Annotated in this window: 19 protein-coding genes; 11 read left to right on the top strand and 8 right to left on the bottom strand. The window is 58.5% G+C overall.

Features of this window, described 5'->3' with window-relative positions; all coding sequences use genetic code 11:
• Window positions 1–278 precede the first annotated feature (278 nt).
• Window positions 279–1,943, top strand: a complete 1,665-nt coding sequence (gene ettA, locus HNR03_RS22795) for an energy-dependent translational throttle protein EttA (RefSeq protein ID WP_222588529.1) — start codon at window positions 279–281, stop codon at window positions 1,941–1,943.
• A gap of 187 nt (window positions 1,944–2,130) precedes the next feature.
• Here the strand turns inward: ettA and HNR03_RS22790 are convergent, their stop codons facing one another.
• The 4 genes from HNR03_RS22790 to HNR03_RS22775 form a co-directional block, all read right to left on the bottom strand.
• The gene (locus HNR03_RS22790) at window positions 2,131–2,625 is read right to left on the bottom strand and encodes a GreA/GreB family elongation factor (RefSeq protein ID WP_259155913.1); all 495 of its coding nucleotides are present in this window, start codon (window positions 2,623–2,625) and stop codon (window positions 2,131–2,133) included.
• A gap of 70 nt (window positions 2,626–2,695) precedes the next feature.
• A complete protein-coding gene (locus tag HNR03_RS22785) occupies window positions 2,696–3,052 on the bottom strand; it encodes a hypothetical protein (RefSeq protein WP_259155911.1) in 357 nt (118 codons plus the stop codon).
• 219 nt (window positions 3,053–3,271) lie between these two features.
• Entirely contained in the window at window positions 3,272–5,125 is a 1,854-nt protein-coding gene (locus HNR03_RS22780; RefSeq protein ID WP_259155909.1) for a DUF4105 domain-containing protein, read from the bottom strand.
• A 95-nt stretch (window positions 5,126–5,220) separates the two neighbouring features.
• A complete protein-coding gene (locus HNR03_RS22775; RefSeq protein ID WP_222588525.1) occupies window positions 5,221–5,709 on the bottom strand; it encodes a DUF3015 domain-containing protein in 489 nt (162 codons plus the stop codon).
• 277 nt (window positions 5,710–5,986) lie between these two features.
• Between HNR03_RS22775 and HNR03_RS22770 the strand changes: the two genes are divergently transcribed.
• Together HNR03_RS22770 and HNR03_RS22765 are read left to right on the top strand one after the other, a co-directional pair.
• On the top strand, window positions 5,987–8,425 hold the full coding sequence (locus HNR03_RS22770; RefSeq protein ID WP_259155896.1) for a Lon protease family protein: 2,439 nt from the start codon (window positions 5,987–5,989) through the stop codon (window positions 8,423–8,425).
• A gap of 317 nt (window positions 8,426–8,742) precedes the next feature.
• Complete coding sequence (locus tag HNR03_RS22765) at window positions 8,743–9,084, top strand: hypothetical protein (RefSeq protein WP_259155894.1); 342 nt, start codon at window positions 8,743–8,745, stop codon at window positions 9,082–9,084.
• A 5-nt stretch (window positions 9,085–9,089) separates the two neighbouring features.
• Here HNR03_RS22765 and HNR03_RS22760 read toward each other — a convergent pair whose 3' ends face one another.
• Window positions 9,090–10,919, bottom strand: a complete 1,830-nt coding sequence (locus HNR03_RS22760; RefSeq protein WP_259155890.1) for a hypothetical protein — start codon at window positions 10,917–10,919, stop codon at window positions 9,090–9,092.
• A gap of 170 nt (window positions 10,920–11,089) precedes the next feature.
• Here HNR03_RS22760 and HNR03_RS22755 point away from each other — a divergent pair, with 170 nt between their 5' ends.
• The 3 genes from HNR03_RS22755 to HNR03_RS22745 all read left to right on the top strand — a co-directional run bounded on the left by HNR03_RS22755 (window position 11,090) and on the right by HNR03_RS22745 (window position 12,759).
• A complete protein-coding gene (locus HNR03_RS22755; RefSeq protein ID WP_149418392.1) occupies window positions 11,090–11,578 on the top strand; it encodes a TIGR00645 family protein in 489 nt (162 codons plus the stop codon).
• A 134-nt stretch (window positions 11,579–11,712) separates the two neighbouring features.
• Entirely contained in the window at window positions 11,713–12,021 is a 309-nt protein-coding gene (locus tag HNR03_RS22750) for a DUF6482 family protein (RefSeq protein ID WP_259155886.1), read from the top strand.
• A gap of 120 nt (window positions 12,022–12,141) precedes the next feature.
• The gene (locus HNR03_RS22745) at window positions 12,142–12,759 is read left to right on the top strand and encodes an FKBP-type peptidyl-prolyl cis-trans isomerase (protein ID WP_259155885.1); all 618 of its coding nucleotides are present in this window, start codon (window positions 12,142–12,144) and stop codon (window positions 12,757–12,759) included.
• A gap of 72 nt (window positions 12,760–12,831) precedes the next feature.
• Here HNR03_RS22745 and HNR03_RS22740 read toward each other — a convergent pair whose 3' ends face one another.
• The 3 genes from HNR03_RS22740 to HNR03_RS22730 form a co-directional block, all read right to left on the bottom strand.
• On the bottom strand, window positions 12,832–13,089 hold the full coding sequence (locus HNR03_RS22740; RefSeq protein WP_222588520.1) for a hypothetical protein: 258 nt from the start codon (window positions 13,087–13,089) through the stop codon (window positions 12,832–12,834).
• A 206-nt stretch (window positions 13,090–13,295) separates the two neighbouring features.
• A complete protein-coding gene (locus tag HNR03_RS22735; protein ID WP_222588519.1) occupies window positions 13,296–13,637 on the bottom strand; it encodes a zinc ribbon domain-containing protein YjdM in 342 nt (113 codons plus the stop codon).
• Window positions 13,638–13,825: 188 nt separating this feature from the next.
• A complete protein-coding gene (locus HNR03_RS22730) occupies window positions 13,826–14,794 on the bottom strand; it encodes a polyprenyl synthetase family protein (protein ID WP_259155884.1) in 969 nt (322 codons plus the stop codon).
• Between the two features lie 240 nt (window positions 14,795–15,034).
• On the opposite strand from HNR03_RS22730, the gene rplU reads away from it, so the two are divergent.
• From rplU to HNR03_RS22705, 5 genes are all read left to right on the top strand, one after another.
• The gene (gene rplU, locus HNR03_RS22725) at window positions 15,035–15,349 is read left to right on the top strand and encodes a 50S ribosomal protein L21 (RefSeq protein WP_003176051.1); all 315 of its coding nucleotides are present in this window, start codon (window positions 15,035–15,037) and stop codon (window positions 15,347–15,349) included.
• Between the two features lie 34 nt (window positions 15,350–15,383).
• Complete coding sequence (rpmA, locus tag HNR03_RS22720) at window positions 15,384–15,659, top strand: 50S ribosomal protein L27 (protein ID WP_017340859.1); 276 nt, start codon at window positions 15,384–15,386, stop codon at window positions 15,657–15,659.
• A gap of 193 nt (window positions 15,660–15,852) precedes the next feature.
• Window positions 15,853–17,076, top strand: coding sequence for an Obg family GTPase CgtA (gene cgtA / locus HNR03_RS22715; protein WP_008037904.1), 1,224 nt, complete (start codon window positions 15,853–15,855; stop codon window positions 17,074–17,076).
• Between the two features lie 137 nt (window positions 17,077–17,213).
• A complete protein-coding gene (gene proB / locus HNR03_RS22710; protein ID WP_259156208.1) occupies window positions 17,214–18,332 on the top strand; it encodes a glutamate 5-kinase in 1,119 nt (372 codons plus the stop codon).
• A 12-nt stretch (window positions 18,333–18,344) separates the two neighbouring features.
• On the top strand, window positions 18,345–18,809 hold the full coding sequence (locus HNR03_RS22705) for a CreA family protein (protein ID WP_090179747.1): 465 nt from the start codon (window positions 18,345–18,347) through the stop codon (window positions 18,807–18,809).
• Window positions 18,810–18,859: the final 50 nt, after the last annotated feature.

The raw sequence follows: 18,859 nt of genomic DNA, 5'->3' as shown, positions 1-18,859 counted from the left end.
TAATCCTGCGGTTTGGCTGGACTGGCGCGACGTGCACTATAAGCCGGACGCCCGAAGGGCGGCTAGCATGCCTTGTGTTGTGGCGAAGTGCCAGCCCCTACTGGCTGGACTGCCATCTGTCATTCAGGTAGCTTTGCCGGTTACGCGGGAGCGTTCCAGCTCCTAAACTCAGACTTTTTCAGCGCGCACGCATTGATACCCGTCAAGCGGACGACGCGCACGGTCTGGCCGGGCAACGCCTGCGCTCCAAATCATCTGTCACTGACCCAAGGTTCTCCATGGCTCAATATGTATTCACCATGCATCGGCTGGGCAAAGTTGTTCCGCCGAAGCGGGAAATCCTGAAAAACATTTCGCTGTCATTTTTCCCCGGCGCCAAGATCGGCGTACTCGGCCTCAACGGTTCGGGTAAGTCCACGCTGCTGAAAATCATGGCCGGCGTCGACACCGAGTTCGAAGGCGAAGCCCGCCCGATGCCGGAGCTGAACATCGGCTACCTGCCGCAAGAACCGATCCTGGACCCGACCAAGACCGTGCGTGAAGTGGTCGAGGAAGCCGTCAGCGTGATCAAGAACGCCCAGGCTCGCCTGGACGAGGTCTACGCCGCTTACGCGGATGAGGATGCCGACTTCGACAAACTGGCCGCTGAACAGGCCAAGCTCGAAGCCATCCTGCAAGCGAGCGACGGTCACAACCTGGATCGCCAGCTGGAAGTCGCCGCCGATGCGCTGCGTCTGCCGGCGTGGGATGCCAAGATCGAATTCCTGTCCGGTGGTGAAAAGCGTCGTGTGGCCCTGTGCCGTCTGCTGCTGTCCGCCCCTGACATGCTGCTGCTCGACGAACCGACCAACCACCTGGACGCCGATTCCGTCGCCTGGCTGGAGCATTTCCTGCACGATTTCCCGGGCACCGTGGTTGCGATCACGCACGACCGTTACTTCCTGGACAACGTTGCCGGCTGGATCCTCGAGCTCGACCGTGGCGCCGGTATCCCTTACGAGGGCAACTATTCGGGTTGGCTCGAAGCGAAGTCCGATCGTCTGGCCGCTGAATCCAAGCAACAGTCGGCCCACGAAAAAGCCATGAAGGAAGAACTGGAGTGGGTGCGCAAAGGCGCCAAGGCCCGCCAGTCCAAATCCAAGGCTCGTCTGCAACGCTTCGAAGAAATGCAATCGCAGGAATTCCAGAAGCGCAGCGAAACCAACGAGATCTACATCCCGGCCGGTCCGCGCCTGGGCGACAAGGTCATCGAGTTCAAGAACGTTTCCAAGGGTTATGGCGATCGCGTGTTGATCGACAACCTGTCGTTCTCCATGCCTAAAGGCGCCATCGTTGGCGTGATCGGCGGTAACGGTGCCGGTAAATCGACCCTGTTCCGCATGTTGATGGGCAAGGAACAACCGGATTCGGGCACCATCGAAGTCGGCGAAACCGTGCAACTTGCGTGTGTGGATCAGAGCCGCGAAGACCTGGACGGCAGCAAGACTGTGTTCCAGCAAATCTCCGACGGTTCGGACCAGATCCGCATCGGCAACTATGAGATTCCGTCGCGTACCTACGTCGGTCGCTTCAACTTCAAGGGCGGCGATCAACAGAAGTTCGTCAAGGACCTGTCCGGTGGTGAGCGTGGTCGCTTGCACCTGGCCCTGACCTTGAAAGAGGGCGGCAACGTGCTGCTGCTCGACGAACCGTCCAACGACCTCGACGTTGAAACCCTGCGTTCCCTGGAAGAAGCCCTGCTGGACTTCCCGGGCGCTGCGATTGTGATCTCTCACGATCGGTGGTTCCTTGACCGCGTCGCGACACACATCCTGGCGTACGAAGACGATTCGCAAGCGGTGTTCTTCGAAGGTAACTACACCGAGTACGAAGCTGATCGCAAGAAACGCCTCGGCGAAGCGGCTTCCCAGCCGCATCGTGTACGGCACAAGAAACTGGCCTGATATCAGGTCGGTTGCATGAAAAACGGAGCCTTCGAGGCTCCGTTTTTTTGTGGGTGTCATTCAGGTAAATCGCGGCGCGACTATCGCGAGCAGGCTCGCTCCCACAGGGATTCGGGTTGGCTTCAAATCTGAAGCCCACTGCTAACCCACTGTGGGAGCGAGCTTGCTCGCGATGGCGGCCTTAAGGTCACTTAACCTCTATGCCCAGAACCTCAATCACCAAATCCCCCACCGGCCGCTTCCACACCACCTCATCCCCAACCTGCGCACCCAACAGCGCCCGCCCCAGTGGCGAACCCCAATTGATCAGTCCGCTGGTGGCATCCGCCTGATCCTCGCCGACCAACTGCACACGCTGTTCGTTGCCCTGTTCATCGGCAAACGTCACCCAGGCGCCCATCTGTACCTTCTCGGTCGAGGAGGCCGGTACGACTAACTGGGCGCTTTGCAGCCGTTGGTTGAAATATCGCCAGTCACGCTCGAGGTCGGCCTGGCGCTGTTTGTCGGCCAGGTCTCCTTTCGCGCTCTGTTCATTGAGCAGGTTTTGCACCTCGGCAACTTTCGCCTGAAGCTGCGCAAGTCCGGCGGGCGTGACGTAATTGGGCTGCGCGCTGACTTGCCGTTCGACTGGCTGATCGGCTTGCGCGGCGGCGTTATCTTCATTGACGAAGGCGCGACTCATGGTTTTCTCCCGTTATAGGGTTTGGGCCATGGTTGCAGTCTTTTAGTTTCGACGGATGTCTGTCAGCGACTCATGGCGAGCGATAGGCCCGGGCAGCACCCTGGTCTTTTTGTTGCTGCCAGGCTTTGTCCCGATCGTCCCAATGGCGGCTGTGATAGTCCGCGCGATCTTCACTTTCGCGCATGGCCTGGCACTGGCGGAAACCGTCGCTCCAGCCTTCGGCGTATTGCTTGTCCTTGAGGTAGCGCGGGACGTTCTTGCGAAACTCGCCGGTGATGGCCCCGGCGGCCTGCCGGCCACTGCTGCAACCATCATCGAAACCATCGGCGAAGGCCGGTGGATAGCCTTTGGCGATCAGATCTTCGTGGGTCGTCTGGCAACCCGCAATCAACATCAACAACCCCAGCATCATTGCGTAACGCCACATCTCTGACTCCCGGACCGTTTCAACGGCCTACAAGGGAAGTCTAGGAGTGAATGCGTCAGGCGTATGTGAAAGGCCTGTGATTAATCCGTTTGACCACGCAAATCCCTTGTGGGAGCGGGCTTGCTCGCGAAGGCGGAGTGTCAGCCAACATTGATGGCGACTGACACTCCGCCTTCGCGAGCAAGCCCGCTCCCACAGGGAAATCGCGGCATTTCTGGGTCAATAGTGATACCACTTCACCTCAAGCATCACTTCGTTCTCGGGAGTGGAGAGGTGGCTGAATTCGCGTTGGGCGCTCAGGCGCAGCCCAAGGTTGCGCGACAATTCCCACTGCTGGTTCAGGCTCATGCTGCGGCGCACTTCGCCATTGGTGAAGAAATCGCCCTTGGCTTCCAGGCTGAAGTTGCCCAGCGGGTTTTTCCACAGCAGGCCACTGTTGAAGCCGGCCGCCGGGGCCACGAACCCGGCGAAGTCGTTGTTGTGTTCGATGCGCACCGTGCCCAGCGCAAAGCCGAGCATGTCTTCGCCCAGTTGCCAGGTGCCGCCGGCACCACCGTTGACATGGCTGACCAATGTTTCGTCGTCATGTTTGCCCGGCACTCGCTCCAGGCCGCCAGTGACTTGCCACGACAACGGTTGCAACAGCTCATTGCGTGGCGTCAGGGAGCGGATGGTCGCCAGGTCGAGTTGCTGCAACTGCCAGTGATTGCCTTCGTATTGGCGCAGTTTCATCTGCAGGATTTCGATCTGTGCGCCAAGCGGGAAGCTCTCGGCGTTATCGTTGAGGTCGTGATAAGCCATGCGCAGGCCATATTCGCCAAAGGCCTTGTCGCCCCGGGTGCCGATGCCGGCCTGCCAGGTGCGCGATTCATGACCGTCCTCGGGCAGGCCGGGGCGCGGGATGTCCAGCTCTGGCGGCGGGTTCTGGTTGATCGCCCGCAGCAGTTCGAAACTGCGTTGCGCCCGTTCCGGATCGCGTTCCTGACCATTGGCGCGATAACGTTCAAGTCGGTAAGCCGCATCGATGATCAGCGCCTGACGGTCGCGTGGTTGCGCCTTGAACGCCGGTGCCTGCAGCTGCTTCTGGTCGGCGCTGACTTTCAGCACCCACTGCTGTTCTTCATCGTTCAACGGCTGCGCGCGGCTCAACAGCTCCCGCTCGCGTGATGGACGATATTGGATGGACTGCACCAACCCGGCTTCTTTCACGGCCTTGACGGTGTCGGTCGGAATCGCCGTGAGCGGGAATTGTTCGGTCAGGCGCAGACTCGGCCGCGCCACTTGCAGCAACTCCAGCAGGCGATAAGAGCAGTTTTCGTCGAAGAAGAAATAGTCGAACTGGATCTGCTTCAACTCCCAGACGTGCTCGACCATGCGCTCGGTTTCGGCCTGCGTCAGGTTCAGCCGGTACTCCCACAGATCACGATTTTCGAGGCTGCGGTATTCCGAGAGTTTTTCCTGATAGGGCACCAGTGCGAACAGCCCCGGATAACCGCCCATCAAGCCTTTCCAGGCGTAAAGGATGCTGTTGTCCGAACCTTCGATATAGGCGCCGAAGTTAATCGCGTAACTGAGCAGTGAGGTCTTGTCGCTCTCTACATCGGCCTGGTCGATGCGCAGCAAGGTATGGCCGAACATTGATGAAGGGCTGTTCAGATAAGCCGCCGGGAAAATCATCACCGCGCTGTGGGGCGAGACATCCTTGAACCACTGCTTGAATTCAGCACAATCGAGTGCCGGAAGATCCGTCAGGTTGAGCTGTGCCTTCAGCCAGCGGGTACGGGCCGGGTAGACGCATTGGGCATGCCGTTCGCCAGCGCTGGCCGGTGCGTACAGCGCCTGCACGGTGGCGGCCATTTCGCGGTCGGGATGTTCATTGCCGTCGGGCGCCAGAAAGAACTTCTTGTCGCTGACATAGCTGCGCCAGCCGCCGAGCTTGCCGGTTTCGTAATGGCCCAGGGAAATCCAGAAAGGGTCATTGGCCAGTTGCTGCAAACGTTGATCGTCAATGTGTGGCGCGGCGGACAGCGGGGCGCAGACACAGAGCGCCAGCCAGGCAAGGCGTTTGAGCATAGTGGGCAACTTAATTCGAAAAAAAACGAAGACCCAAAGAGGGACGGGTCCAAAAAATAAAACCCGCGCCTCGAGAGGAGCGGGCAGAGCCGAGCTTAAGCTTGAGTAGCGTACTTGGCCAGACGTGGATCGGACTTCAGGATAGCGAGGGTGTTGGTATGCACGTCTTCAGCGGTCACGTCAGCCTTGCTGAAGATCTGCTGGAAGTGCTCGTGAGTCACAGTGGCGAAGTGCGCACGGTCTTCCGGCGCCACGCCCAGTACCACGGCATAGGTCGTCAGCGCTTCGCCATTGCCTTTAGCCATGTCTTCGGACAACTCGTTCATCATGCCATTCATGGCAAGCCAGGATTTGCCGCCATAGGTCAGCGACGCGTTAGTCGAGCAACCGTTGGTACCGGAAGTCATACCAAATGTTGCGTTGCCGGACGTGCCGTTAGTGGTGGATGCCAGGAAGTGAGCCGGAGTGCCACGCTGACCTTCGAACAGCATGTTGCCCCAACCGCAATCCGGGCCGCCTGGCGCCTGTGCCATGGCGTTGAGGGATACAACGGTGAAGAGAGTACCGAGAAGAATCCGTTTCATAGCTATGTTCTCTTTGTGTGCATACCAATAGACAAGGGGTCTGGCCCGATCTGGCGCCAGTGGGCCGGTTATTAGTTCCAGCCGCGCAGTTTGGAGTTTAGGCACGTTCCAAGGGTTCCGTCTTTTTTTACGAAACATTCGCACTAAACATTGATTTGGCCCCGCCGCACCCGGGGATGACGGCTTGTCTATGCTTTGGCAAGAGGCGCGCCTTGCAAGTGAGGTAGGGGCAGCGCCAGAATGCCGCTATCTGCCCCGCCTGATGTAAGGAAGCCCGATGCCTGATCCTGTTGCTGCCAGCTTGCGTCTAGCGCCTGAAGCGCTGACCCGTCCGTTTTCCGCTGAACAGTTCAGCTTCTCTACAACCAATGATCTGGAGCCCTTCCGCGGTGTGCTTGGCCAGGAACGTGCGGTCGAAGCCTTGCAGTTTGGCGTGGCCATGCCACGCCCCGGTTACAACGTATTCGTCATGGGTGAGCCCGGCACCGGCCGGTTTTCGTTCGTCAAACGCTACCTGAAAGCCGAAGGCAAACGCCTGCAGACCCCGGCGGACTGGGTTTACGTCAACAATTTCGACGAGCCTCGCGAGCCTCGCGCGCTGGAGCTGCCCTCGGGCACGGCCGGTGCCTTCATTGCAGACATCAACGGCCTGATCGACAACCTGCTGGCAACCTTTCCGGCGGTCTTCGAGCACCCGTCCTACCAGCAGAAGAAAAGCGCCATCGACCGTGCCTTCAACCAGCGCTACGACAAGGCCCTGGATGTGATCGAGCGCCTGGCACTGGAGAAAGAGGTCGCGCTGTACCGCGATGCCAGCAATATCGCGTTCACTCCGATGGCCGAGGGAAAGGCGCTGGACGAGGCTGAGTTTTCCCAGTTGCCGGAAGCCGATCGCGACCGTTTCCACGACGATATCTCGTGGCTGGAAGAACGCCTCAACGAAGAACTCGCGAGCCTGCCGCAATGGAAGCGCGAGTCGAGCAATCAGCTGCGCCACCTCAACGAAGAAACCATCACCCTGGCCTTGCAGCCGCTGCTGTCTCCGCTCTCGGAGAAGTACGCCGAAAACGCTGCGGTGTGCGGTTATCTGCAAGCGGTACAGGTTTACCTGCTCAAAACCGTGGTTGAGCAATTGGTCGACGACAGTAAAGTCGATGCGGTAGCCCGCAAGATGCTGGAAGAACAATACGCGCCGAGCCTGGTGGTCGGTCATTCCGCCAGCGGCGGTGCGCCGGTGGTGTTCGAGCCGCACCCGACTTACGAAAATCTGTTTGGCCGCATCGAATACAGCACCGACCAAGGGGCGATGTACACGACCTATCGGCAGCTGCGCCCGGGTGCATTGCACCGCGCCAACGGCGGATTCCTGATCCTTGAAGCGGAAAAAATGCTCAGCGAGCCGTTCGTGTGGGACGCGCTGAAACGCGCCCTGCAATCGCGCAAGCTGAAAATGGAATCGCCACTCGGTGAGCTGGGCCGTCTGGCCACGGTAACCCTGACGCCGCAAAACATTCCATTGCAGGTCAAGGTCGTCATCATTGGTGCGCGACAGTTGTATTACACGCTGCAAGACCTCGATCCGGACTTCCAGGAAATGTTCCGCGTCCTGGTGGACTTCGATGAAGACATCCCGATGGTCGACGAAAGCCTGGAGCAGTTCGCCCAGTTGCTCAAGACCCGTACTTCGGAAGAAGGCATGGCACCGCTGACCGCCGATGCGGTGGCGCGCCTGGCGACCTACAGTGCACGCCTGGCCGAGCATCAGGGACGTTTGTCGGCGCGCATCGGTGATCTGTTCCAGCTGGTCAGCGAGGCGGATTTCATTCGCAACCTGGCGAGCGACGAAATGACCGATGCCGGCCACATCGAGCGAGCACTGAAGGCCAAGGCGACCCGTACCGGGCGCGTCTCGGCACGGATTCTCGATGACATGCTCGCCGGGATCATCCTGATCGATACCGATGGCGCGGCGGTGGGCAAATGCAATGGTCTGACGGTGCTGGAAGTCGGTGACTCGGCCTTCGGCGTGCCCGCGCGGATTTCCGCCACGGTGTATCCGGGTGGCAGCGGCATTGTCGACATCGAGCGCGAGGTCAACCTTGGCCAGCCGATTCACTCCAAAGGCGTGATGATTCTTACCGGGTATCTGGGCAGCCGTTACGCCCAGGAATTCCCGCTGGCGATCTCGGCCAGTATCGCGCTGGAGCAGTCCTACGGTTACGTCGACGGCGATAGTGCGTCGCTGGGCGAGGCATGCACGCTGATCTCGGCCTTGTCGAGAACACCGCTCAAGCAATGCTTTGCGATCACGGGGTCGATCAACCAGTTTGGTGAAGTGCAGGCCGTGGGCGGGGTCAACGAGAAAATCGAAGGCTTCTTCCGGCTCTGCGAAGCCCGCGGTTTGACCGGTGAGCAGGGGGCGATCATTCCACACGCCAACGTTGCCACGTTGATGCTCGATGAGAAGGTGTTGTCGGCGGTGCGTGCGGGCCTGTTCCACGTCTATGCGGTGCGCCAGGCCGATGAGGCGCTGAGTCTGCTGGTGGGCGAGCCGGCCGGTGCGCCGGACGAGAATGGCGCGTTTCCCGAGGGCAGCGTGAATGCGCGGGTGGTGGAGCGCTTGCGGGTGATCGCCGAAATGATCAGCGAAGACGACCTCAAGGAAGCCGAGAAAGAGGCGGCGCTGGAGGCGTTGGTCGAAGCCAAGCCGGCCTGACCCATCCGAGGATCACAACGATCCATTGTGGGAGCGAGCCTGCTCGCGATGACGGATTAACATTCAGCCTATTGGCTGACTGACAGTCTGTTATCGCGAGCAGGTTCGCTCCCACATTTGTATTGGGTAAACACCGAAAAAGTGCCATCACTCTGGCGCCAATATTCACGCAATGACCATTCGGCGCCTTCTGGTTTCGCTTGACGTACTGGTCAGACTTTTCTTCTATTCTCAGCTCAAGGATATCGACAGTAATCACTGGATCGAGACAGCCTTCCCGTGGGGGCTGAATACCGGATCTATCGAGGGTCGCCGCCATGTCGCGCAACCTCTGCCTTACCCGTCAATGTTTGGGCCTTGTGACCCGTATCGAATGTGCCATCCGCCCATTGGCGGGGGATACGGGCATGTGGACCTTGCTCTTTGCCGCCGGAATGGCCGGCGAACAACCTTCAGCCATCAAGGCACAGGGCCCGTTCCACGGCCCTTTCGTGGCTGAATCAATTCTCGACACGATTGTTGAGAGTTTGACCTTGCATGGCTACGAGCTGGCCGATGACCCGCAGATCTGGTGCCTGCACCTGCAAGCCCAGCTTCGGGAAATCAACGGTGGCCGGTGCCGCAATCTCGGTGGCTTCGAGTTCCGCCCTGATCGCTGAGCCGACTACTGCTCAAGGTGCGTCAAGTCCGCTTGGGCCAGTTTGACTTCGAAGCCGTATTGCACGGTGGTGAGGTCGGTTCGTTGGTAAGTTTCCAGACGTGTTGGCTGGCCGTAGAAGTAATGCACGGCAAATAGCGCCGGGCCTTCCGTGCTCGCGTCGTGAGTCACCGAAAGAATCTCTTTGAGGTAGTTTCCAGTGTCGTCCTGGGCAAAAAAACGCCAGTCCTGAGCTGGAAACAGCTTCAGATCAACCACCAACGCATTGCCTTTGAGTTCCAGGCCTTTGGGCAACGGGTGGGCGTTGAGCGTCTGTTTGTCGACTATCGCCAAAAACAGCGGCATCGAGCCCACTGCATAGGCCGGCGTCTCCGGAAACAGGTTCAGGTCATAGGAGATGGTGCCGTGAAGCGGGTCGACCTGGTAAGCCTCCGATGGCAGTTCGATGGGGCCATCGCGTTTGCCATTTCTGTCCGCGGTAAAAAAAGTGACCGGGCTATCGCCGGGACTGAACGAGGTGCCGAGCAGTTCATCGTTGAAGCTTCGGGGGTGATCGAATTCAATGCGTGCGGCACTCGGGTCGTCCACCGATTGGGTGACGGTGACGCTCTTCTTCAATTGTTCCTCGCCGAGTGTCGCGCCCTTGAGCCAGCGCGGGGCCTGATCGTCATACACCACGACGGGCAAGCTCAGTGGCTGGATGGTTTTTGCCGTGGTGTGCGAATCGAAGCGGCGCACCGGCAGGTTGAGGTCTTTGCGTGTCACCGTGACGGCTGAAAAGTCCAATACGCTGATGTCGAGGGTGTCGATCGAACCGTTGAAATACACCTTGGTGTAATGATGATTCTGCTGCTTCTCGAAGTTGCGCTGTTCCTCATCGATCTGCTTTTCGAACGCCTCGCTCCAGGCCTTCTGTTGTTGCATCTTCGCCAGCTGTTTTTGATAGAAGGCAATTTGCGCGGCGGTTTCATTGATTGAGCCTGAGCGCGACAGGAACTGCCCGGTGGTATCCCTGGCCTGGACAATCAAAGGGTTCAATGGCGTATCGCCGACTTCGGCGGCCGGTGGTGCGCTGTTGTTGAATTCGATTTCAGCGTAGTTGTTGGCAAGGCGCAGCAAGGTGACGCTGAGATTGTCATCGGTGCGGGTCTGGCCCACGTCTTTTTTCGTCAATTCAAAAGTGTAGAGGCGGCGTGGCGCAATCACTTCCACCTTGCCCTGCAGGCTTACCGGTTGAGGCTGGTGCTTGATGTCCACGTCCAGGCCTTCGATGAATGGATAGGTCACCGTCAAATCATCGGGGTTGTTCAGGTTGGAACTCGAAGGGCTCAGCTGAATGCCAGGATCGGTTTCCGACCATTCCGGCTGAAACGCGATGACGCGCTTGTTGCTCAGGGTCACCGATTGCCATTCCAGGCCATGGGGAAAGAGGAATGATGCCGGGATGCTGAAATTGAAGGGGAACACCGGTTGCAAGTCGGTCAGGTAATCGGAGCTGGAATCCTTGTGCAGCACGAACAGACCGTTGATGTAGGTATCGACCAGTGCCTGTGGCGTGGGGTAATGCTTGAGCGCGGCGAGGACGTCTTCGCCGTACTCGGTTTCGACCGGCTTGCTGTCGAGTTTCACCTGCGCACGTTCGAGCAGCAACAGTGAGCCGCCCAGTTCGGCCACGGCATCCTTGAGCTTGGGATCCTGAATGGCATCCAGAGACTTTTCGAACTGCGCGGTCTTTTCCTCGAGGCTGACCTGGCGTTTCTCGTCACTTGGCGAGCAGGCACTCAACAGCAAAGCCAGGCAAATGCCGGCACTCTTTAGAGGCAATCGCACATCCATTTCCAGTTTCCTGTCCGATGTCGCTAAGCTTTCGATAGTCTGGACACTAGCAGAAAAACTTTGTAACACACGCGCAGGTAAAGGATTTCCCAACGGTTTCCGGTTGCTTCTGGGGACAGACAGGTGGCTGGTATACTCGCGGCCATTTTCAACCCTACGTGCGAGATTCAATGGAACGCTTTATCGAAAATGCGATGTACGCATCCCGCTGGCTGCTGGCGCCGATCTACTTCGGTCTGTCCCTGGGGCTGCTGGCACTGGCGCTGAAATTCTTCCAGGAAGTCTTCCACGTCATCCCCAATGTGTTCTCGATGGCCGAGTCGGATCTGATCCTGGTGCTGCTGTCGTTGATCGACATGGCCCTGGTGGGCGGTCTGCTGGTGATGGTGATGATTTCCGGTTACGAGAACTTCGTCTCCCAACTGGACATCGACGACGACAAGGAAAAGCTCAACTGGCTGGGCACCATGGATTCGTCTTCTTTGAAGATGAAAGTGGCGGCTTCCATCGTGGCGATTTCCTCCATCCACTTGCTGCGGATTTTCATGGACGCCAAGAACGTCGATCCCGAGCATTTGAAGTGGTACGTGATCATCCACATGACGTTTGTGGTATCGGCGTTTGCCATGGGGTACCTGGACAAGCTGACCAAGCACTGATTGCTGTCTTTTTGCAGGCTCAAGCCGCCCGTCTGTTGCGAAACAGACGGGCGGTGCCGTTTTTGACTTGTGCTTTGAGGTGCCGAGGCCTATCCATGTATTGATATTGACTCGCCACTGCGTGAGGTGCCTCCATGAATGTTGAAGAGTTGCGTGCGTATGCCATCGCCGGAAAAATCGATGAGCTGAACCTGATTTCCATGGAGGGCGGGATCTATCTGCTGGAGGCACGGATGCACGGTGCGGCGTATCCCTTGAGCGATACTCGCGGGCATATGTTCCATTTGCGCTCGGTCGAGCATGCACGTGATCTGATCAAGTCCTTCCCGGCCTTGCCATTCAATCTTGTGCACACCTCTGTTCATGACGAAATGTGCGGATTGAGCGCGGCGGAAGAAAGCCTTAAGTTGCCCATCGCTTTCCGTTCGTTCTGGGCGCACTGACGGCGCTCATCAGCAGGGCGACATCTGTGCTAGTCTGCTTGCCCTTTTGATTCCGGGCGCTCCGGGATGCGCTGTGCAAGCACGGCAAGTTCCAGGCCGCCCGAACAGCGGAGCAGTGTCATGTCCGAAGTAAATCTGTCCACCGACGAAACCCGCGTCAGCTACGGTATTGGCCGTCAGCTGGGCGACCAACTGCGCGACAACCCGCCACCGGGCGTTAGCCTGGACGCGATCCTGGCGGGTCTGACCGACGCGTTCGCCGGCAAGCCTAGCCGTGTGGGCCAGGAAGAAATGTCCGCAAGCTTCAAGGTGATCCGCGAAATCATGCAGGCCGAAGCAGCTGCAAAAGCTGAAGCGGCTGCTGGCGAAGGCCTGGCGTTCCTGGCTGAAAATGCCAAGCGCGAAGGCATCACCACCCTGGCTTCCGGCCTGCAATTTGAAGTGCTGACTCAAGGTGAAGGCGCCAAGCCAACCCGTGAAGATCAAGTGCGCACCCACTACCACGGCACCCTGATCGACGGCACTGTGTTCGACAGCTCCTACGATCGTGGTCAGCCAGCAGAATTCCCGGTTGGCGGCGTGATCCCTGGCTGGACCGAAGCCCTGCAACTGATGAACGCCGGTAGCAAATGGCGTCTGTACGTGCCGAGCGAACTGGCTTACGGCGCTCAAGGCGTTGGCGGCATTCCACCGCACAGCGTTCTGGTATTCGACGTCGAGCTGCTCGACGTTCTGTAAGACCTGGCCCGATCTAACGTCGGGCAGATGTGGGGGCGACACACTGTCGCTCCCGCAGTGTTTTACGGCTTCTCATAGTTCGATCTTATGGTTCACATCGCTGGCCGGACGCAACGCCCGGGCATAGCAGAACAAAAACAGATTACGCACCAGTTCCTTGAGCACCACCGGCTCGCTGGAGCTCAAGCTGTTGACGTCCAGGTCTCCCTGGTCCTGCAATTCGTTCAAGGCTTCCTCTTCAAGCACCGCACAGACTTCTCCGGTTTCCCGATGCAGGATCCTGAGGTAAGGGTGTGGGCGGTCCAGCCAGGCATCGATCAAATAAGTCATGGGTCTCATCTCCTTTAATGGGTTTCAATGAGAATAATTCTTATTCGTCGAATAGCAAGGGGCTATTGGCGATTTGTGATTTTTTACGGATGAAGATTGCGTAAGGTCAAAGCGGCTGGCGTTTGGCTACTGCGAGGAATGGCTGGGCGAGGCGGGGGAGGGTGAATCGCCATCCCACGCAGGGCGCGGGATGGAAGACAGCAATATCAGACTTTTCTGACGAACTCGGATTTGAGCTTCATCGGGCCAATGCCGTCGATCTTGCAGTCGATGTCGTGATCGCCGTCGCACAGGCGGATGTTCTTGACCTTGGTGCCGACCTTGACCACCAGCGATGTGCCCTTGACCTTGAGGTCCTTGATCACGGTGATGGTATCGCCGTCTTGCAGAACATTACCGACCGAATCTTTTTTAACCGAGTCATCGGACGCCGCTTCGGCTTCTCCGTTGGCGGACCATTCGTGGGCGCACTCCGGGCAGATCAACTGCGCACCGTCTTCATAGGTGTATTCGGAATTGCATTTCGGGCAGGGTGGCAACGTGCTCACTAAGGCTCCTTGGATTGAGGATCGCTAAAAGTCGCACATTATATAGGGTTTTAGGCAGGAGCGGGCTGGGCCCTGATAAACCTGTGGGAGCGAGCCCGCTCGCGATTGCGGTGTGTCCGCCGGCAACCATGTCGACTGGCGGATTGCAATCGCGAGCAGGCTCGCTCCCACAGGGTATTGCGGTGCAGTTAGTGCGTACGGGCGACCGCAAATTCGCTCAACTCAACCAGCGCATCGCGGTATTCGCTGGCAGGCAGGGCGTCGAGGCACTTGATCGCGCGGGCCACGTAATCACGGGCCAGTGTTGCGGTGTATTCCAGCGAGCCGGACGCTTCAACGGCCTCGCGGATGCTTTCCAGGTCTTCGATCCCGCCTTTCTGGATAGCCTTGCGCACCAGTGCAGCCTGCTCCGGCGTGCCTTCGCGCATGGTGTAGATCAGCGGTAAAGTCGGTTTCCCTTCGGCCAGATCGTCACCGACGTTCTTGCCCAGGGTTTCTGCGTCGCCTTTGTAGTCCAGCAAGTCGTCGACCAGTTGGAAAGCCACGCCCAGATGATCGCCGAACGTACGCAGCGCTTCGGCCTGTTCCTCCGTGGCTTCGCACAAGGCTGCGGCGCTGTGGGTCGACGCCTCGAAGAGCATCGCGGTCTTGCCGCGGATGACTTCCATGTAGGTTTCTTCCGTGGTGCTGGCGTCACGAACCTTCGACAGTTGCAACACTTCGCCTTCAGCGATGATGCGCGTGGCTTGCGAAAGAATCTTCATCACTGGCATGGAGCCCAGCTCGACCATCATTTCGAAGGAGCGCGAGTACAGGAAGTCGCCGACCAGTACGCTGGGAGCGTTGCCCCACATGGCGTTGGCGGTCGAACGGCCACGGCGCATGCCCGACATGTCGACCACGTCGTCATGCAGCAGCGTGGCGGTGTGCAGAAATTCGATGGTTGCGGCCAGCAGGCGCAAGTCATCGCCTTCGCGACCCAGGGCCTTGCCACACAACAACACTAATAAAGGGCGCAGGCGTTTACCGCCGGCCGAGGTAATGTAATCGCCGATTTTCGATACCAGCGGCACGCGTGAAGTCAGCTGCTTCTTGATTATGCCGTCGACGGCGCTAAAATCGTCCGCCACCGCGCGGTAGAAAGCTTGGGGTTGCATCAGCGACAGTCGCTCCAGAAGGGTTGCGCGGCATGCTAGGACCCACGTCGGCGGGTGTCAAGGCGCGATGGACGGCCTCTTGCATCGTCTTGGCAGCTTGCGTACAATCGCGCACCCTGAACTTCCTGGGCAGCACCTGCCTTACGCAATTGCAAACAGGCCTTCCAGCCTTATGCAGCCATGCCAGCCAATACCTCTTCTTATAAAGAGCTGGGTGAGCAGGATTATCGGAGAAATACCATGTCGTACGCAGTAATTGTTACTGGTGGCAAGCAATACAAGGTCGCCCCAGGTGAATACCTGAAGATCGAAAAACTGGAAATCGCTACTGGCGAATCCGTTACTTTTGATCGCGTTCTGTTGGTCGCCAATGGCGATGACGTGAACATCGGCGCTCCAGTTGTTGCCGGCGCTACCGTTGTGGCTGAAGTGATCTCCCAAGGTCGTCACGATAAAGTCCGCATCATCAAGTTCCGTCGTCGTAAGCACCACATGAAGCGTATGGGCCACCGCCAGTGGTACACCGAGATCAAAATCACCGGTATTCAGGCTTAATTTCAGCCTAATTCCTCACTAGGAGAATTGACTCATGGCACACAAAAAAGCTGGTGGTAGTACCCGTAACGGTCGCGACTCAGAAGCCAAACGCCTTGGCGTGAAGATGTATGGCGGCCAGGTTATCATTCCGGGCAACATCATCGTGCGTCAGCGCGGCACCCAATTCCACGCCGGTTACGGTGTTGGCATGGGTAAAGATCACACTCTGTTCGCTAAAATCGACGGCGTGATCAAGTTCGAAGTAAAAGGCGCCTTCGGTCGTCGTTACGTAAGCATTGTCCCGAAGACTGAAGTCGTCGCGGCATAATTACGTGGTTGCTGGAAAAGCCCTGTCTTGCGACGGGGCTTTTTCGTTTGTGGGGTGAGTCTCTTGCAAAGCTGTTTGTAATGGGCTCCAGCGCTGGATTTGCGGTCGTTGATTGAGGTCGCTGCGCTCATTTTTGCAAGAGTCTTATGTCTAGATTTTTTCGGCTCGTCCGTATGGCGAGAGGCGTTTTGTTATGAAGTTTGTTGATGAAGTATCGATTCGAGTAAAGGCCGGTGACGGCGGCAACGGTTGCATGAGCTTCCGTCGCGAAAAGTTTATCGAAAACGGCGGCCCGAACGGCGGTGATGGTGGTGATGGCGGCTCGGTCTACATGATCGCCGACGAAAACCTCAACACCCTGGTGGACTACCGTTACACCCGGCACTTCGATGCCGAGCGCGGTTCCAACGGCGGCAGCACTGACTGCACCGGCAAGAAAGGTGAGGAGTTGGTGCTGCGCGTGCCGGTCGGCACCACGGTTATCGATGCTGCCACCCAGGAAGTCATTGGCGACCTGACCAAGGCCGGCCAGAAATTGTTGGTAGCTCACGGTGGCTGGCACGGCCTAGGCAACACGCGTTTCAAATCCAGTACCAACCGGGCTCCGCGTCAGACCACTCCGGGCAAGCCGGGTGAGGCGCGTGATCTCAAGCTGGAAATGAAAGTGTTGGCTGACGTTGGTCTGTTGGGCTTGCCCAATGCTGGCAAAAGTACCTTCATTCGTTCGGTATCGGCCGCCAAGCCGAAAGTCGCCGACTACCCGTTCACCACGCTGGTGCCAAACCTGGGTGTGGTCAGTGTCGATCGCTGGAAAAGCTTCGTGGTCGCGGACATTCCGGGGCTGATCGAAGGGGCTTCCGACGGTGCAGGCCTGGGGATTCGTTTCCTCAAGCACTTGTCGCGTACCCGTTTGCTGCTGCACCTCGTGGACATGGCGCCGCTGGATGACACCAGTGCTCCGGACGCTGCTGAAGTGATCGTCAGTGAGCTGACCAAGTTCAGCCCGTCCCTGGCGGAGCGTGATCGCTGGCTGGTGCTGAACAAATGCGATCAGATCCTTGAAGAAGAGCACGACGCTCGCGTCAAGGAAATCGTCGATCGTCTGGAATGGACCGGTCCTGTTTACGTGATTTCGGCCATCTCCAAGCTTGGTACCGAGCGTCTGTGTCACGACATCATGCGTTACATGGAAGACCGTGCCGATCGTCTGGCTAACGACCCGGCCTACAAGGAAGAGCTGGCCGAGCTCGATCAGCGCATCGAAGACGAAGCCCGTGCTCAGCTGCAGGCGCTGGATGACCAGCGTGCCCTGCGTCGCAGCGGCGTGAAGTCGGTCCACGACATCGGCGACGATGATTGGGACGAAGAAGATGTGGATGATGAAGACGGTCCGGAAATCATTTACGTGCGTGACTGATTCGTTGCGATAAACTTAAACGCCGCTTACTAGAGCGGCGTTTTAGTATCTGGAAATCGATTGTTGGTCACAAATAACCACGAATAACGTTACGGGCAGTGCTACGTCGCGCTGTCCTCAAGCTAAGGTTGAAGATGATGCGGAGCAAGGTGACAGGTGCGCGGCGTTGGGTCGTGAAAATCGGCAGCGCTTTGCTGACGGCGGACGGCAAGGGCCTGGATCGCGCGGCAATGGGTGTCTGGGTCGAGCAGATGGTGGCTCTGCATGAAGCTGGCGTCGAGCTGGTGCTGGTGTCCTCCGGGGCCGTAGCGGCGGGGATGAGCCGCTTGGGCTGGACGGTACGACCCAGTGCGATGCACGAGCTGCAGGCCGCTGCTGCCATCGGTCAGATGGGGTTGGTGCAGGCCTGGGAGTCGAGCTTCGCCGAGCATGGCCGGCACACCGCGCAGATTCTCCTGACGCACGATGACTTGTCCGACCGCAAGCGCTACCTGAATGCGCGCAGTACGCTGCGAGCGTTGGTCGAGCTGAAAGTGATCCCGGTCATCAACGAAAACGACACTGTGGTCACCGACGAGATCCGTTTCGGCGACAACGACACCTTGGCGGCGCTGGTGGCGAACCTGGTTGAGGCTGATCTGCTGGTCATTCTCACCGATCGCGATGGCATGTTCGACGCCGACCCTCGCAATAACCCCGACGCAAACCTGATTTACGAAGCGCGCGCCGATGATCCGGCGCTGGATGCTGTCGCGGGCGGCACTGGTGGTGCATTGGGTCGTGGCGGCATGCAGACCAAATTGCGTGCTGCGCGTCTGGCGGCGCGTTCCGGTGCGCATACCGTCATTGTGGGTGGGCGCATTGATCGCGTGCTGGATCGCCTGAAGGCGGGCGAGCGCATCGGCACCTTGTTGTCGCCGGAGCGCGGCATGCTGGCGGCGCGCAAGCAATGGCTGGCAGGGCATCTACAGACTCGTGGCACCCTGGTGCTGGATGCGGGTGCGGTGACGGCGTTGTCCGAGGGCAACAAAAGTCTGCTGCCGGTAGGCGTCAAGCTGGTCCAGGGCAGTTTTCGGCGTGGCGAAATGGTCGTTTGCGTGGCTCCCGATGGTCGTGAGATTGCTCGCGGCCTGGCCAACTACAGCGCGCTTGAAGCACAAAAAATCATCGGTCAGTCGTCTGAGGCGATTGTCGGTCTGTTGGGTTACATGGCTGAACCGGAGCTGGTTCACCGCGATAACCTGATTCTGGTCTGAAGGAATACCTGAATGCGCATGGCAAAAGGATTATTGGGTCTGCTGTTGGCGATGCCGCTGCTGGCCTCGGCCGAGGAAATTGGCCAGGTGTCGACGGTGTTCAAATTCGTCGGCCCGAACGACCGTATCGTCGTCGAGGCCTTTGATGATCCCAAGGTAGAGGGCGTGACCTGCTACCTGTCGCGAGCCAAGACGGGCGGCGTGAAGGGCGGTCTGGGGTTGGCGGAAGATCGTGCAGAGGCGTCTATCGCGTGTCGTCAGGTCGGTCCGATCAGCTTCAAGGGCGAGCTCAAGGACGGAGATGAGGTGTTCAAGGAGCGCACATCACTGGTGTTCAAGACCATGCAGGTGGTGCGGTTCCTCGACAAGAAGCGCAATACGCTGGTGTACCTGGTTTATAGCGATCGCCTGATTGAAGGCAGTCCGCAGAATGCGGTGACGGCCATCCCGATCCTGCCGTGGACACACGCCCAGTAATCTAAAGAAGATCCAGATTGTGGGAGCGGGCTTGCTCGCGATGGCTGCTT

It is taken from the genome of Pseudomonas sp. JAI111 (genome assembly GCF_024809425.1).
Taxonomy (GTDB): domain Bacteria; phylum Pseudomonadota; class Gammaproteobacteria; order Pseudomonadales; family Pseudomonadaceae; genus Aquipseudomonas.
Note: the sequence above shows the minus strand (reverse complement) of the source record. Positions and strands in the feature narration are given on the sequence as shown.